Consider the following 14241-nt stretch of genomic DNA (forward strand, 5'->3'; position numbering starts at 1 on the left):
TACTGTTGAAAGGAGTTTCGGTCCTTTCCGACTCGGAGCTCCTTGCTATCCTTATCAGGTCGGGTAATGACAAACAGAGTGCGGTAGAATTGAGCCAGCATATCTTGTCAAAGGCCGGTAATGATCTGAATAAACTTGCCCGGATGAGCGTATCCGATTTGGTAAATAATTTTCATGGTATAGGACAGACGAAAGCAGTGACCCTCATGGCCGCACTTGAACTGGGGCGTAGACGGAAAACCGAAGGAGCTCCCCGGCAAAGAAAAATATCCTCGTCGAAGAGTGCCTATGAGCACTTCTTTCCCCTTCTTTGCGACCTGAATCATGAGGAGACCTGGGCGCTACTGACCGACCGGTCAAATAAGGTGCTTACTACCATTCAGGTCAGTCGCGGGGGTATCTCCGGTACAGTGGTCGATATACGGCTGATCCTTCGGGAGGCGCTTAGCCAGTACGCGTCAGGCATCATACTTGGGCATAACCATCCTTCCGGTCAGTGCAGGCCGAGTCCGCAGGATACACACCTTACGAAGAAACTGAAGGAAGCTGCCCAGTGGATGGATATTTCGTTACTCGACCATATTATTGTATGTGGCGATAGTTATTTCAGCTTTGCAGATGAAGGAATCATCTGACAGGAGTAAACAATATGCCGGATAATCGGTTTAATAAGAAAATGAAATTATGAACGAAGAATTACAAGCTTTACAAGATAAGATAGTGGTTATGCTCCGCACGGTATATGACCCAGAAATACCTGTGAATATTTACGATCTCGGAATGATTTACGATGTGGATATCGATGAGGGAAATAATGTGACTATCGAGATGACCTTCACCTCACCCAGTTGTCCCGCTGCCGATTTCATACTGATGGATGTGCAGTTGAAAGTAGAGTCGATATCCGAAGTCAACAAGGTAGACCTCAATCTTACTTTCGATCCGCCCTGGGATCGGTCGATGATGAGCGAAGAGGCTTTATTGGAACTGGGTATGATGTAGCGGTGAGTTAAAGGCTGGTTGAATAAATTGATTGTGAGGAATAAAATCTATTTTCTTGCCGATGTTCATTTAGGGTCCAAATCGCATCCCGACTCCATTGAAACAGAACGTAAATTGTGTCGCTGGCTTGATCGGGCGAAGGATGATGCGGCTGTGATCTTTCTGATGGGGGATATTTTCGATTATTGGTATGAGTATCGCTATGTGGTGCCGAGAGGATTTACGCGTGTTCTTGGTAAATTGGCAGAAATGACAGATGATGGAGTGGAAATCCATTTTTTTGCAGGAAATCATGATCTTTGGCTGAGTGATTATCTTTCCAAAGAGTGTGGGATGATCCTGCATCTGGAACCGTTTATTATCGAATTAAAAGGAAGGAAGTTTTTCCTTGCCCATGGTGATGGGCTGGGAGATAACTCCCGTTCGTTTCATTTTCTCCGGAAGCTCTTTCACAGTAAATTCCTGCAAAAATGCTTTTCTGCCGTCCATCCGCGATGGACAATACCGCTGGCTTATGCATGGTCGAACAGTAGCCGTGAGAATGGAGGTGTGGTCCCCTATCTGGGAGAAGAACGTGAGCATCTGATTGGCTTCGCAAAAAATAAGCTGAAGGAGATTCCCGATATTAATTACTTTATCTTTGGACACCGTCATGTATTACTCGACCTGCCTATCGCTGATGATAGCCACGTAATTATCCTGGGTGACTGGATCACTCTTTTCTCCTATGCGGAATTCGATGGACAAACTTTAGAGTTGAAGCACTGGAGTTGATATAGGGCTCTCCTTATTTTTTGTGGTTCCGGGTATTGTATCGTTTATACTCCCATTTACCTTCTAAGCCGCTGAAAGAAATCCCAAATTACAATACCTGCCGTCACTGATACGTTGAGGGAGTGTTTGGTGCCATATTGAGGGATTTCAATGCAACCGTCCGACGCATCTATCACCTTCTGCTCTACACCATGCACTTCATGCCCCAGAATTACGGCATATTTCTTTTTGTTATCCAGCTTCATCTCTTCTAATGAAACACTGTTTTCTGCCTGTTCGATGGAGAAGATGGTGTATCCCTCTCTTTTCAATGCCTCTACTGCCGAAAGAGTCTCTTCAAAATAACGCCATTGGACCGCATCTTCTGCGCCAAGCGCCGTTTTGTGAATTTCGGCGTCCGGTGGAGTGCCGGTAATACCACAAAGTACGATCTCTTCTATACGGAAAGCATCCCCCGTGCGGAATACCGAACCGATATTATGCCTGCTTCGTACGTTGTCAAGTACTACTGCCAAGGGTATCTTCCTCGCTTCACGGAACTCTTCGACCGAAATGCGATTGAGTTCCTCTATCTTTAGTTTTCGCCGTTGCATGTATGTTCTGTTTTCTTCAGTTTTTGAGAGCAACTATCTTAACATTCCTGATAGTGGATTGTTCCGATCTGAATAGCATATTTTCTACTTTCAGGTTTGGACGAAAAGAGATCATGGTGCGTTGCCCCGCTATCTCGGTGTCGATCTGCGAACCGCCATACTTCTCTTCGTATTTGACAATCATACGAACGGTGAACGGTTTGTCAGTACCAATCAGATTCTCGATCGCATAATTGCGTGCATGGTTGGGATATCCTCCTTCCCTCAATGTTTTTTCTTCGGCGGAGTATTTTCGGGTATCTCCTTTTCCGTACTGTGCTCTTTTTGCCTGAGGGCTGATTTGTAATTCGCACGCCTCGTTTTCATTAGATCCTGATAGCAATAAACCTATTTTTTCCGATATCGTCTCTCCCGGGTTGACATCGAATGTAAGCATGAAAGAGGGGTTATCAACTGGGTAGACAGATGTTTCTTTGATCTCACGGGCCAGTTTTTTTACTTTCCCCGTTGCGGGAATGATTTCCTCCATCCATTTGGTGCCAATTCTACCGTCAGGGTATTGGATCATTTCATGAATATTGAGAGTGCCTCCCCAATTGACCATGGGGATCCAGCCGGCCATCAGAAAACGACCCTCCGATATCTCCGTAATGGCAGGTACACACATCCCGTTATAGAAATCCAACCCTTTTTCCACAACACTTTCATAACTCTCTTCCCCGGCATGGGACGGTTTTGACCATAAACCGGTAAAACCACCGATTATGTAGTCGAAATCGCCCCAACGGAAGAAGAATGTACAATCACCGCCGGGAGGGAATCCGGGATTGATACTCCTCCAACCTCCATCGATAGATTCAGACTCCCATGTACCCCTGGCGCCGTAGTTGGCCAGCATCCGCAACCGTCCTTCGGGATCAGTATATACACTTGGGTTTTCACAGGGATGAAACAGTATATGAGTCTTTTTGAAGTGGGTGATGCCATCCTCGCTGATGGAGTAGGTCGATCCGGCCGGATAACCGGGTATTGTGTCGTAGCGGAAAGAACCTGTAAAATTGTGTGCATCATAGAAGTTCCATAATAAAGGTAGAGTTGTTTTTTCCCGGGGATAGATGCGGGTGGTATGTAGTCCGTAGCTGATACATAGTTTATCGTTGAAAATGAAGGGAGTACCCGTTCCGAATGTTTCCCATTGTTCTTCTATGGGAGTTGCTGCGGGATGCTCTGTCCATCTCTTGAAATCTGTTGTGGAGATATGCTCAAAATAATGGGCTCCCCGTCCGAATTTGCTGGCATGCCCGCGTCGGTCATAAAGGTAAAATATATGGTACCGTCCTTTATGATAAAAAGTGGCCACGTCACCTACCCATGTATTATGTCCCGGAGGGGTCCAGTACTGAATCTCGTGTGAAATGCGTGGAGAATCCAATTCAGTCTTTTGTGGTTCGATCCCAGGGGAGAATATTTCTGCTTTAGTCACAATATCGGGATTTATTTCCCATCTTTTAAGTGTCTCCCATTTTGGATATCCTAGAGGATAGTCATTATCCAGCATTTCGTTATCAATATATATGGTCCAGCGAACACCCGAAAAATGAAGTATTATTTCATGTTCGCCTGACGGCTTTACCAGCATAGCGAGAGGAACACCTATTTTCATGTGACGGACTTCAGCGGGTTCTACCGGCAGATGGAGCAGGAGAGACGCTTCCAGTACAGGGACAGAACCGTCCGGCATTGGATAAGCCGGATAATTCTGCTGGTTTCTGTCATTGATGTCATGTTGATAGATGGCAACTTCCAGGATCCCGGGAATAGTAAGAATTGACTTTCTCGAATTTACTCCCGGAAGATTTACCTGTAACTTGATTGTGAAACTGGAACTGTCACCTGGAATGGCAATATCTGCGCTCTGATTTTGATAAGAGAGGGTACCAAGAGGTTTTTCTTCCGTGTTAAAACTCCAGGGGGAAGAATAGAGTTCCAACTGAACCGGCGTTTGTCCTTTCGTGCAGCTCATCAATAAGAGGGTACTGATAGTGGCGAAGATGATTACGGGTAAAATAAATTGTTTTCTCTTCATTATTTTAACAGTGACCGGATTAGAAACCAGATATGATGGACAAAGGTGGAGGTATGGCCATAATACTTCGCCATGATGCGGTATCGCTCTTTTAATGATGCTTTGTGGTTGGCGGTAGTCATCCCTTCATTGAGATAATTGATCAGGGTGAGATGCGTGTTGTGAATGGATCTGGCTTTCTTCATCATACGGATTGACCAGTCGAAATCGGAGGAGAAGCGATAGGCGGGATCATACGGCTCTGCCAATTCCCGTTTCACTATAAAAGCCTGATGACAGACCAGCATCCCTTGTTTGAAACTTTTCCACGTGAGTATCTCAGGGGTTTTCAATCGGCGCATATGCAGAAAACTGCCATTATCATCCACAATGGCTGTCTCTCCGTAAAGGATATCCGGCTGTTCGCTGATACTGAATGAGTGCATCATTCTCTCCACTGTATCCGGAGCACAAAAGGTGTCACCCGCGTTCAGAAAGCAGAGATAATCGCCGGAAGCCATCTTGATGGCTTTATTCATGGCATCGTATAATCCCCGGTCGGGTTCACTGATCCATCGTAACGGATGACGTTTGGCTGCTTCCTCCTGTGACTCTACTTCATTCCTGGTAACAGCTTTCCCCTGTGGATTTTCCGTTTCTTCTGCATATTTGTGGATTAGTGATATAGTGCCATCACGCGATGCACCGTCCACGATAAGATGCTCAAGAGTGGGATATGTTTGTTCCTGTACGCTTCTTAATGTTCTCTCCAGCGTTTTCTCAGCATTATAAGTGACAGTAATAACCGATAGTTTCATTATTTCCGGGCGTATATGGCAATATAAGGCGATAATAACTTCCCTTTCACCGGGAATAATTTGATGGCGTAACTCATCATCTTGACCCACTTTCTCCTGTTCCGGTTTTCCGGTTTCGGCTCAAGCCAGAGCATTGGTTTTCCGATATATTCGATGGAGATATCCTGGAGGTTGAATGAGTCCATGATCTCTTTCAGTCGGGGTATCTCCATCGATCGGAGATTATGGGCCTCCAGATTGTCCCTGTCGTACCACTGCTGGATTTTTCCATTCAGTCCCAGGAAATTGGGGATTAGGATAAGTAACTGTCCTCTCTCAGAAAGCAGGTCCACGTGACGCTTGATCACATCCTGTGTATCTTCGAAATGTTCGATGAAACCGGAAGAGAAGACAATATCATATTTCCTGTCGGAGGAGAAAGCAAAAAAATCGTTGTCGATGCATCGTATGGCTCCTTCCGGCAGTCCGTTTATCTTTTCGAAATTCCGGACGATATCTTCATTGATATGGAAATCGAGTATGGTCACATCATGGATACCCCGTTGGTAGAAGTAAGCGGCAAATACCCCGGGGAATCCGCCGATTTCGATAAAATCCTGTCCCCAGGTCAGTTTCGGCATAAACCCTTCGAATACTACCTTTTTGGGTATCTTGTCATACTGGTAGTTGTTCCAGTAATTATCCCAGTATTCCTTGTCGGTGATGTTGTTATTTTCCTTCATATGATTAAGAATTTAGAGTCAAGAGCCAAGATACAAGATATTTGTGAGTGACGACATTATGGTTTTATCTCATATTCATAGATTTCTTTATATTGTTGTGCTATTTTTTCCTGTGAATAGTATTGGAGAACTTTGTTGCGGGCATTTGTTGAAAGAACTGTATGATTTTCTTCCTGTAAGGACCAGACTATTCCTTCAGCGAGGTCGACAGCATCCTTGTACCGGGCCACATATCCGTTTTCACGGTGAGTGATCATCTCAGGAATACCTCCAACCTGAAAACCTACACAGGGTGTTCCGCAAGCCATCGCTTCCATGATGGTATTGGGCAGGTTTTCATAGAGGGAGGGCGTGACAAACAGGTCGGATGCATTGTAGAGTTCCGGCATCTGTTGGGGTGAGACATATCCCATACTTCTTGAAGGTACGGCCAGTTGTTTTTCGATATCTTCCCCTCCACTTCCGGCGATAAGAAAAAGCAGTTCCTTCGAATGGTGTGCCACCAGATTGGCTGCCTCCACCAGGTAGTCCATCCCCTTACGCTTATCGGACGCTTTTACTGCCGCGAACAGGATTATTTTTTTGTCAAGGGGCAGATTCAGTTTGTTGCGTACTTTACTTTTATCCATTGGCAGATAACTTTCCGTATCAATTGGATTAGGGATGGAAAGAACACGATGACCCCGGGTAAGGAGGCTTTTCTCAGCCAACTCTTTCAGCCAACAGCTACAAGCTATAAAAGTGATATTTCCTTTTGTATAGGCTAATTGTTTTCTACGAAAAATAATCCGGGAAAGATCATTTTGAGAGGGTGACTTCAGGTAAGGACAGTGTCCACAACCGACACTGTAGGTGTTACAACTACCGGCATGATGGCAAATACCCGTGAATGGCCACATATCGTGCATCGTCCATATTACTCTTTTCCCTGAAGCAAGAATCTGTCCGATTTCTTTTACGGAGAGCATGCCCTGATTCACCCAGTGCAGATGGATGATGTCTGCTTCCCTGAATGTGGGGAGTTTTGTTATAGAAACTCCCGTATTGGCAATAGATACATCGAACAGGTTCTTTCTTGATAGCCTATTGCTGAGGTAAATAATTCCCCGTTCCCAATAAAACCGTAATCTATTTGCCTTCTCATTCCCAATAGCGAATGCTTCCGTGTCACTACCCCTTTTAGTGCGTACTGCCATCGATACGTCATATCCGGCAGTCCGCATTGCATGCATTAGCCGGGTTGCAGCAATGGCTGCCCCTCCCTGTATGTTGCTTGTGCTGATAAAAAGTACCTTCATTCCCGGAAGTAGTTATATAATTACAAAAGTAATGATTTTGGATAATAAAACTGGAAATACCCTCTCTTTTGCACGATCCGGTTACATTCTTGGCATCTCTTTTCGAAACTTTCTTTATAGCTCTTTTGTTTAAATGACAAACTGAATTGTTGAATTGGTTTGTTTAACAGTTTTAATTTGAATGGAAAGATCATTTAATCCGAACAGTTTTGCAGAGTTGTACGCAGCTTATTATCAGAAGTGTTTTTTATTTACAAAATCTTATGTGCATGATAGATTTGTAGCAGAGGATATTGCATCTGAGGTGCTGATCAAACTGTATGAAGTGATTCGCAACGAAGAAATAAATAATGTTTCAGCATACTTGTTAACTTTGTTGAAAAATAGATCTTTAGACTATCTGAAAAACCTTGCAACCAGGAAAAGGGCATATGATTATTTGTCGGAATTGGGAAACGAAGAACTTAATTTTCGAATAGCGTCTTTAGAGGAATGTGACCCAAATATCATCTTCTCAAAAGAAATAGAGCGTATTATTGAACAAACCCTTATGCAACTCTCCTCTCAAACACGTGAAATATTTATGTTGAGTCGTTACGAAAATCTCTCCAATAAAGAAATTGCCCTCCAATGCGATATGAGCGTAAAAAATGTAGAATATCACATTTCTAAAGCATTGAAATCCCTTCGTTTATCTCTGAGCGATTATCTCCCTTACGCTATCATTTTATTTTTTTTCTAAAAATCTTCTTTTTGTTTTAGGGGTAATTAGTGGATTATCGTCTTTTTATATAAAGAGGTATCTGATGTTACTTATAGATTTACTCGGAATGGATTTTAATTTATTAAGAAAATATCTTGAAGGCAATACTTCACAAACGGAGAGAGACGAAGTCTTTCGCTGGATAAAATCGTCTTCAGAGAACGAAAATGAATTTAATAAATTGAGACGGTTGCAGGATATCTCTGTATGGCACTTCTCTGAGAATAGGTCTATTTTATCGGACAAAAAACGACGGAAAATTATATCTCCTGCTTTCCTCCGTATTACCGCTATTTTCTTACTCGGAATAGTTTTGTCTGTTTTCGTCTATCGCCGTAATAACCTTGGGCAGGATGAAGACAAGGTGTCTAACGATAAAGCGATCGGTATGCAGCAGATATCTGTTCCCGCAGGTCAGTCCGTAAAGCTTCTTTTGACCGATGGTACAAAGGTCTGGCTCAATTCCAAATCGAGATTAGTGTTTCCCCGTTCTTTTGATGGTCGTCAGCGGGTCGTACAACTATATGGTGAAGGTTTTTTTGAGGTTGCTCATGATCCCGAACATCCTTTTATTGTGGAAGTGGAACCTTACAGCGTGAAAGTTAAGGGAACGGAGTTTAATGTGAAAGCATACGATACCGCTGAAACCTTTGAGACTTCACTTCTCAGTGGAAGTGTGGAAATAAATATGAAAGAGGAATCTGAAAGTCTTCTGCTGAAACCTCTTGAATGTGCTATTATCACGAACAATGAAGTGAGAGTGACTTCATTTGATTTGAATAATTTTCTCTGGAGAGATGGAATCCTCTATCTTGATAATAAAAGTATACATGAAATAGCCTTGCTATTGGAGCAATACTATGATACGAAAATCAATATAGTAGGTGGGAGGAGAATGAAACGCAAGTATACCGGAAAATTCAGGCTTCAGGACGGAGTAAGCCATATTCTGAAAGTGCTTGAGTTACAGAATGATTTTAAATTTAAGAATGATACGATCAATAATCTGATCACAATCGAATAGACTTGGAATAAAGTGAGGACAAATCGGATAAACGAATTATCTGATTAATTTTTTACCAATCAAATAGAGTAGTTTAATAATTAAATGGAAGAAGAATGAAGAACATTCAAGGGACAAAAATGGACTTTTTAATCAGAACGGCATTCCGTTTTGAATTAAAAAAACATCTTGTAACGCTATGTTTATTTAGCTTTTTTGCATTGTCGCTTCATGCAAAATCTCAGGATGTGAAAGTGAATATACACGTTGTGAATGAGTCAATAGGGACAGTATTGTCCAAGATTGAGAGTCAGACAGACTATCTGTTTGTGTATGACGCGGGAGAGGTAAATTTATCCCGGAAAGTTTCCGTAAATGCAACAGCCAAATCTGTAAAAGAGGTTCTCCATGATTTATTCGATCAGACTGATATTGTAGCCAAAATGGAAGGAAACAACATCAGCCTTGTAAAAGAGAACTCTGTCACCAGGGCAAATCAACAGAGTGGCAGGATAGTTAGCGGAAAGGTAGTGGATGCAAAAGGAGAGGCTATCATCGGTGCAAATGTCACGGTAGTGGGCAATAGTGCCATTGGTGCGGTAACCGATATCGATGGTAATTTTTCATTACGTGTTCCGGACGATGCTGTTCTCCGGATCACCTATATCGGTTACCTTGAACAGGATATTCCGACCGCCGGGAAAAATACCCTTGATATTGTCTTGTTGGAAGATGTGACCAAGTTGGATGAAGTGGTGGTTATCGGTTATGGAACACGTCAGCGTAGAAGCATAACCGGATCTGTGGATCAGGTTGGCAAAGAAGTTTTTGAGAACAGGCCGGTAAGCAATGCTGTGACTGCCTTACAGGGCGCTTCTGCCAACCTTATTATCCAGCAAAAAAACATGAATCCCAACGATAATAGCCTCAACATCAATATTCGTGGTGTGAGTACGATGGGCAATAATGATCCGCTGATCGTTATCGATGGATTAATTTCCAGTGCAGGTACGTTGAATAACCTCAACCCGAACGATATCGAGAATGTTTCTGTATTGAAAGATGCGGGTAGTGCGGCAATTTATGGTTCCCGTTCGGCAAATGGAGTTGTGTTGATAACCACAAAGAAAGGATCTTCTACCGGTAAACCGGTTGTTACCTTTAATGGGTTGGTAGGTTCTCAAAATCCCCATATTTTGTTTCAACCGGTAGAAGGTTGGCAAAACGCCATGTACCGTAATGTTGCCAATATGAATAGCGGTAATTCACCGGCCTTTACTCCCGCGGAAATCCGCGACCTGTATGATCACCGTGGAGAGGAATACTGGTACTTCAATGAGATTATGCAGAAAGCCATGCAACAAACCTATAACTTCACGGTATCGGGAGGAAATAGTGGAACAACCTATCTCGTTTCTGCAGGATATTTTAATCAAGGCAGTAATTTCGTGGGTAATTTCGGTCTGGAACGGTACAATTTCCGTAGTAACCTCACTACTGAATATGGACGTTTCAAATTGACTTCTATCATGGCTTATAACCGGAACAGTCAGCGCACAGTGGCGGGAGGTACCGGAAATGTGATTATCAACTCTTCCCGTATTCCACCTTACTATTATTATAAGTTCCAGGAGAATGGTAAGTGGTTGATTAATAATATTATCGGTGATGATAATACGATGGCTTATCTGAAGGAAGGCGGGTATGAAAAGAAAGCCGAAGACAACTTCATTGGTAGCATGAGTCTCGATTTTAAGATTATGGAGGGTCTTACAGCCAAAGGAGTGGCCGGTTTGGATTTGACACAACATCATCGTTTCCGTCGGGACAAGAAAGTACCGTTGTATGCATCGGGTGATGCAGAAACACCGGGCCCCAGTATTCATGCTGACCGGATGACAGAAGATTTCAACAATAAGAGATACACATTAAGTACCCAATTTCTGCTTGATTTCGATCGTACGTTCAATGTATCCCATCATGTTACCGCTTTGTTGGGTGCTTCCAATGAATCCTATACCTCCCAATCAAGCCGTATCGCCTGGAAGTATACTGATGAGGATTTAGGATTGCCAACCACTGAAGATAAGGAACCCGATCCAAATAACTATAACTCGATCGGTACTGAAGGTAATGGAAATCCTGCGACCGACGAAATGAGTATAACCTCTCTCTTTGGGCGTGCGGGTTATAGTTATATGGACAGGTATTATGCCGATGTATCATTCCGGTACGACGGTTCTTCTAAATTTGCGAAAGCCCACCGATGGGGATTCTTTCCTTCGTTTTCGGGAGCATGGCGTTTGAGCGAAGAAGGTTTTATGGATAGCTATAGATCTTCTGTAGGAGATTTAAAATTGCGTACGTCGTATGGTGTGCTTGGCAACCAGAATGTAGATAATTATTCTTATCAGACGGTCTACCAGATGTACAAAGACAGTTATGTGTTCAATAATGCAGCTGTTCCCGGGACCGGGTTTACCGTAGGGAATCCTCTCCTCACATGGGAAAAGGCAGGGACCTTCAACATCGGTGTCGATGCTACCTTTTTTAAGAATAATCTCTATGTCGCGTTGGATTACTTTAACAAGACCACATGGGATATTCTCCTTTCTCCTGAGATCTCTTCCGTTTTCGGGACAACCGCCGCGAAAGAAAATGCCGGAACAATGAAAAATAAAGGATGGGAGGCCACTGTTTCTTACCGATTGAAATCGGGTGATTTCAATCATAATTTCACTCTGAATTTCTCTGATTCGAAGAACAAGGTTGGTGACTTCGGTGGCGATTACCGTATTGACCAGAACGACCAGATGTATAAGCTGATTCGGGAAGGTGTGGCTTTGGGTAGTTATTTCGGTTATAAAACCGCCGGTTACTTCCAGAGTTACGAGGAGATTGCCAACAGCATTTTGCCTATCGGTGCATCGGTCCAGCCCGGGGATGTGAAGTATGTGGATTCGAATGGTGATGGTGCCCTCGATGAAAAGGACCGTGTGGTGCTCGGTAACGCTTTTCCACGCTATACCTTCGGTTTCACCTATGATGCGACCTATAAGAATTTCGACTTCAGGATATTCCTGCAGGGAGTAGGCAAGCGTGATATGTATGTGCGTGGTGAGTTGATAGAACCTTTCCATTCCAACTATTCCTATGCCATTTATCAGCATCAGCTCGATTTCTGGACACCGACCAATCCTAACGCACGTTGGCCCCGTCTGGTTGCCCCCGGCTCCATGTCGAGCAACAATAACTGGGGTAAAGCCGGAACAGATATTTACCTGTTGAATGGAGCTTACCTGCGCGTGAAAGATATTCAGTTCGGGTATACATTACCCAAAGCATTGACAAGCCGCTATGGTGTTCAGAAATTAAGGATCAGTGTGAATGCACAAAATCCATTGACATTATCGAAAAATTCATTTATCGACCCGGAATCTTCCGAATTCGGAAGCAATATGGGAGGTATTGGTGGTGTGGGTGCCAACAGTGCCCGTAATTATCCCACCTTGGTTTATTATGGATTTGGATTTGATTTGGAATTTTAAAAATATGGATATTATGAACAATAAAATAGCAAAATATATACTTTCGGGAATTGTTGGCATATCGTTGCTCCTTTTTATGGCTTGCAATGAACTCGATCTGGAACCGACCAACAAATTTACCGATCCCACCTACTGGACTTCTACCGAAAAAGCTTCTGCCGTTTTGAGTATGGCTTACAGCCAGATGCACGATGCCGGTCGTTTTTTCTCCGATGAGAAGCTGACCGATAATCTCTATCTGGGACGTGGAAATCCTGATGAGAAAATAATTACATCAGGGCAAGCCGATGCTGCCCTCGGACTGTTTGCTGAACGTTGGAAAAAAGCATTTGAAGGTATTAAGACCTGCCATGTATTTCTTGAAAATGTAGACCGGGTATCAGGTATGGATGAGGCCTTAAAGGCAAGAATGAAAGCAGAAATCCGCTTTATCCGTGCGTTTATCTTTTTCACCCTGACCAATCATTATGGAGATGTGCCCTTGTTTGATCGTGATATCACAGTGCAGGAAGCGAATAATATCGAACGTTCGTCACGGGCAACTGTACTCGATTTTGTCAGGACCGAACTGAACGCAATAGTATCCGACTTGCCTACCAAGCAGCAATACGCCGAGAAAGATAATGGACGTATTACCAAAGGGGCAGCCATGGTATTGCTTGCACGCACTTACCTCTATGAAAATGATTATCAGAATGTAGCTTCGATAACTGAAAAAATTATCAATGGCGATTACGGTACCTATTCCTTGTTCCCGAGTTATGAAGGGTTATTCTTGCCGGAGAATGAATATAACAGCGAAGTAATTCTGGATTTAGGTTACACTTTAACACTCAGGACATGGGGTGATTACTACGATGCCATTCCTATTTCAGCGGGTGCACGTATCAACGCTTTTGCTCCTACGCAGGAGTTGGTGGATGACTATGTGATGATGAATGGTAAAACCATTCGTGAGACCGGTTCCGGCTACAATGAAGAGAATTCTTATGTGAATCGTGATCCCCGTTTTGCCAAGACGATTGTCCATCATGGCTATCAATGGAAAAAAGGAAATGGTTCTGTCTCCACTATTTATATTAAACCGGGGACAGGTACTACCGATGAGGAAAAATTGGATGTATACGCCGGGCAGGGTCAAAATGCTTCATCCACCGGCTACTATCTACGCAAATATTTCGATCCTACTGCTCCCGAAGGAAGTATAGCGGCCGGGCTGAATATTATTCTGATGCGTTATGCCGATGTGCTTTTGATGTATGCTGAAGCCAAGAATGAGTTAGGGCAGATGAATGAAGAGGTTTGGAACAAAACCATCCGTCCGATTCGTGAGAGAGCCGGATTTACTGATGTTTCAGCATTGAATTATCCCGCCGGAGGAAATCTGAAGGAAATTATACGCCGTGAACGCCGCTGTGAATTGGCGATAGAAGGATTGAGGTTATTCGATATCCGGCGTTGGAAGACTGCAGAGACAGTATTGAACGGACGTCCACATGGTGCCAAGTTCGAAGCCAATAATACTTCTTATATCCTGTTAGAGGAACGTAAATTCAATCCTGAAAGGGATTATCTCTTTGCTGTTCCCCAATCGCAGCGGGATATCAATCGAAATCTTACTCAAAACCCGAATTACTAATGATTTAAGCACATGT

Annotated in this window: 12 protein-coding genes; 7 read left to right on the forward strand and 5 right to left on the reverse strand. The window is 43.4% G+C overall.

Translation table 11 applies throughout. The annotated features are described in order from the left end of the window. Positions 1 to 2 precede the first annotated feature (2 nt). From radC to VB073_RS17105, 3 genes are read left to right on the forward strand one after another with little or no spacing between them, the layout of a single operon-like run. A complete protein-coding gene (gene radC / locus VB073_RS17095) occupies positions 3 to 635 on the forward strand; it encodes a RadC family protein (protein WP_323405397.1) in 633 nt (210 codons plus the stop codon). A gap of 49 nt (positions 636 to 684) precedes the next feature. Then, positions 685 to 1002, forward strand: a complete 318-nt coding sequence (locus VB073_RS17100) for a metal-sulfur cluster assembly factor (RefSeq protein ID WP_323405398.1) — start codon at positions 685 to 687, stop codon at positions 1000 to 1002. A 27-nt stretch (positions 1003 to 1029) separates the two neighbouring features. Further along, complete coding sequence (locus tag VB073_RS17105; RefSeq protein ID WP_323405399.1) at positions 1030 to 1776, forward strand: UDP-2,3-diacylglucosamine diphosphatase; 747 nt, start codon at positions 1030 to 1032, stop codon at positions 1774 to 1776. 56 nt (positions 1777 to 1832) lie between these two features. Here the strand turns inward: VB073_RS17105 and VB073_RS17110 are convergent, their stop codons facing one another. Genes VB073_RS17110 through VB073_RS17130 form a run of 5 tightly spaced genes read right to left on the reverse strand, consistent with a single transcriptional unit; the run spans position 1833 to position 7272 of the window. Then, entirely contained in the window at positions 1833 to 2369 is a 537-nt protein-coding gene (locus VB073_RS17110; protein ID WP_323405400.1) for an RNA methyltransferase, read from the reverse strand. 16 nt (positions 2370 to 2385) lie between these two features. Further along, on the reverse strand, positions 2386 to 4455 hold the full coding sequence (locus VB073_RS17115) for a hypothetical protein (RefSeq protein WP_323405401.1): 2070 nt from the start codon (positions 4453 to 4455) through the stop codon (positions 2386 to 2388). Next, positions 4455 to 5252: a glycosyltransferase family 2 protein gene (locus VB073_RS17120; protein ID WP_323405402.1), complete on the reverse strand. Its 798-nt coding sequence runs from the start codon at positions 5250 to 5252 to the stop codon at positions 4455 to 4457. Before VB073_RS17120 ends, VB073_RS17115 begins: the two co-directional genes overlap by 1 nt. Continuing rightward, the gene (locus VB073_RS17125; RefSeq protein ID WP_323405403.1) at positions 5252 to 5974 is read right to left on the reverse strand and encodes a class I SAM-dependent methyltransferase; all 723 of its coding nucleotides are present in this window, start codon (positions 5972 to 5974) and stop codon (positions 5252 to 5254) included. Before VB073_RS17125 ends, VB073_RS17120 begins: the two co-directional genes overlap by 1 nt. Before the next feature lie 56 nt (positions 5975 to 6030). Next, a complete protein-coding gene (locus VB073_RS17130) occupies positions 6031 to 7272 on the reverse strand; it encodes a glycosyltransferase family 4 protein (RefSeq protein WP_323405404.1) in 1242 nt (413 codons plus the stop codon). A 181-nt stretch (positions 7273 to 7453) separates the two neighbouring features. Here VB073_RS17130 and VB073_RS17135 point away from each other — a divergent pair, with 181 nt between their 5' ends. From VB073_RS17135 to VB073_RS17150, 4 genes are all read left to right on the forward strand, one after another. Continuing rightward, positions 7454 to 8014, forward strand: coding sequence for an RNA polymerase sigma-70 factor (locus VB073_RS17135; RefSeq protein WP_323405405.1), 561 nt, complete (start codon positions 7454 to 7456; stop codon positions 8012 to 8014). A gap of 64 nt (positions 8015 to 8078) precedes the next feature. After that, positions 8079 to 9059: a FecR family protein gene (locus VB073_RS17140; RefSeq protein ID WP_323405406.1), complete on the forward strand. Its 981-nt coding sequence runs from the start codon at positions 8079 to 8081 to the stop codon at positions 9057 to 9059. Positions 9060 to 9154: 95 nt separating this feature from the next. Beyond that, a complete protein-coding gene (locus tag VB073_RS17145; protein ID WP_323405407.1) occupies positions 9155 to 12586 on the forward strand; it encodes a TonB-dependent receptor in 3432 nt (1143 codons plus the stop codon). A 13-nt stretch (positions 12587 to 12599) separates the two neighbouring features. Then, positions 12600 to 14225 (forward strand): RagB/SusD family nutrient uptake outer membrane protein, encoded by a 1626-nt coding sequence (locus tag VB073_RS17150; protein WP_323405408.1) that lies wholly within the window; start codon positions 12600 to 12602, stop codon positions 14223 to 14225. The last annotated feature ends 16 nt before the right edge of the window (positions 14226 to 14241 follow it).

The sequence above is a fragment of the Proteiniphilum sp. genome (assembly GCF_034927365.1).
In the GTDB taxonomy this organism is placed as follows: Bacteria; Bacteroidota; Bacteroidia; order Bacteroidales; family Dysgonomonadaceae; genus Proteiniphilum.

Coding starts and splice junctions, on each gene's coding strand:
- VB073_RS17125 (WP_323405403.1), bottom strand. CDS start 5,974: ATGAAGGAAAATAACAACATCACCGACAAGGAATACTGGGATAATTAC.
- VB073_RS17115 (WP_323405401.1), bottom strand. CDS start 4,455: ATGAAGAGAAAACAATTTATTTTACCCGTAATCATCTTCGCCACTATC.
- VB073_RS17140 (WP_323405406.1), top strand. CDS start 8,079: ATGTTACTTATAGATTTACTCGGAATGGATTTTAATTTATTAAGAAAA.
- VB073_RS17110 (WP_323405400.1), bottom strand. CDS start 2,369: ATGCAACGGCGAAAACTAAAGATAGAGGAACTCAATCGCATTTCGGTC.
- VB073_RS17100 (WP_323405398.1), top strand. CDS start 685: ATGAACGAAGAATTACAAGCTTTACAAGATAAGATAGTGGTTATGCTC.
- VB073_RS17130 (WP_323405404.1), bottom strand. CDS start 7,272: ATGAAGGTACTTTTTATCAGCACAAGCAACATACAGGGAGGGGCAGCC.
- VB073_RS17120 (WP_323405402.1), bottom strand. CDS start 5,252: ATGAAACTATCGGTTATTACTGTCACTTATAATGCTGAGAAAACGCTG.
- VB073_RS17145 (WP_323405407.1), top strand. CDS start 9,155: ATGAAGAACATTCAAGGGACAAAAATGGACTTTTTAATCAGAACGGCA.
- VB073_RS17135 (WP_323405405.1), top strand. CDS start 7,454: ATGGAAAGATCATTTAATCCGAACAGTTTTGCAGAGTTGTACGCAGCT.
- VB073_RS17150 (WP_323405408.1), top strand. CDS start 12,600: ATGAACAATAAAATAGCAAAATATATACTTTCGGGAATTGTTGGCATA.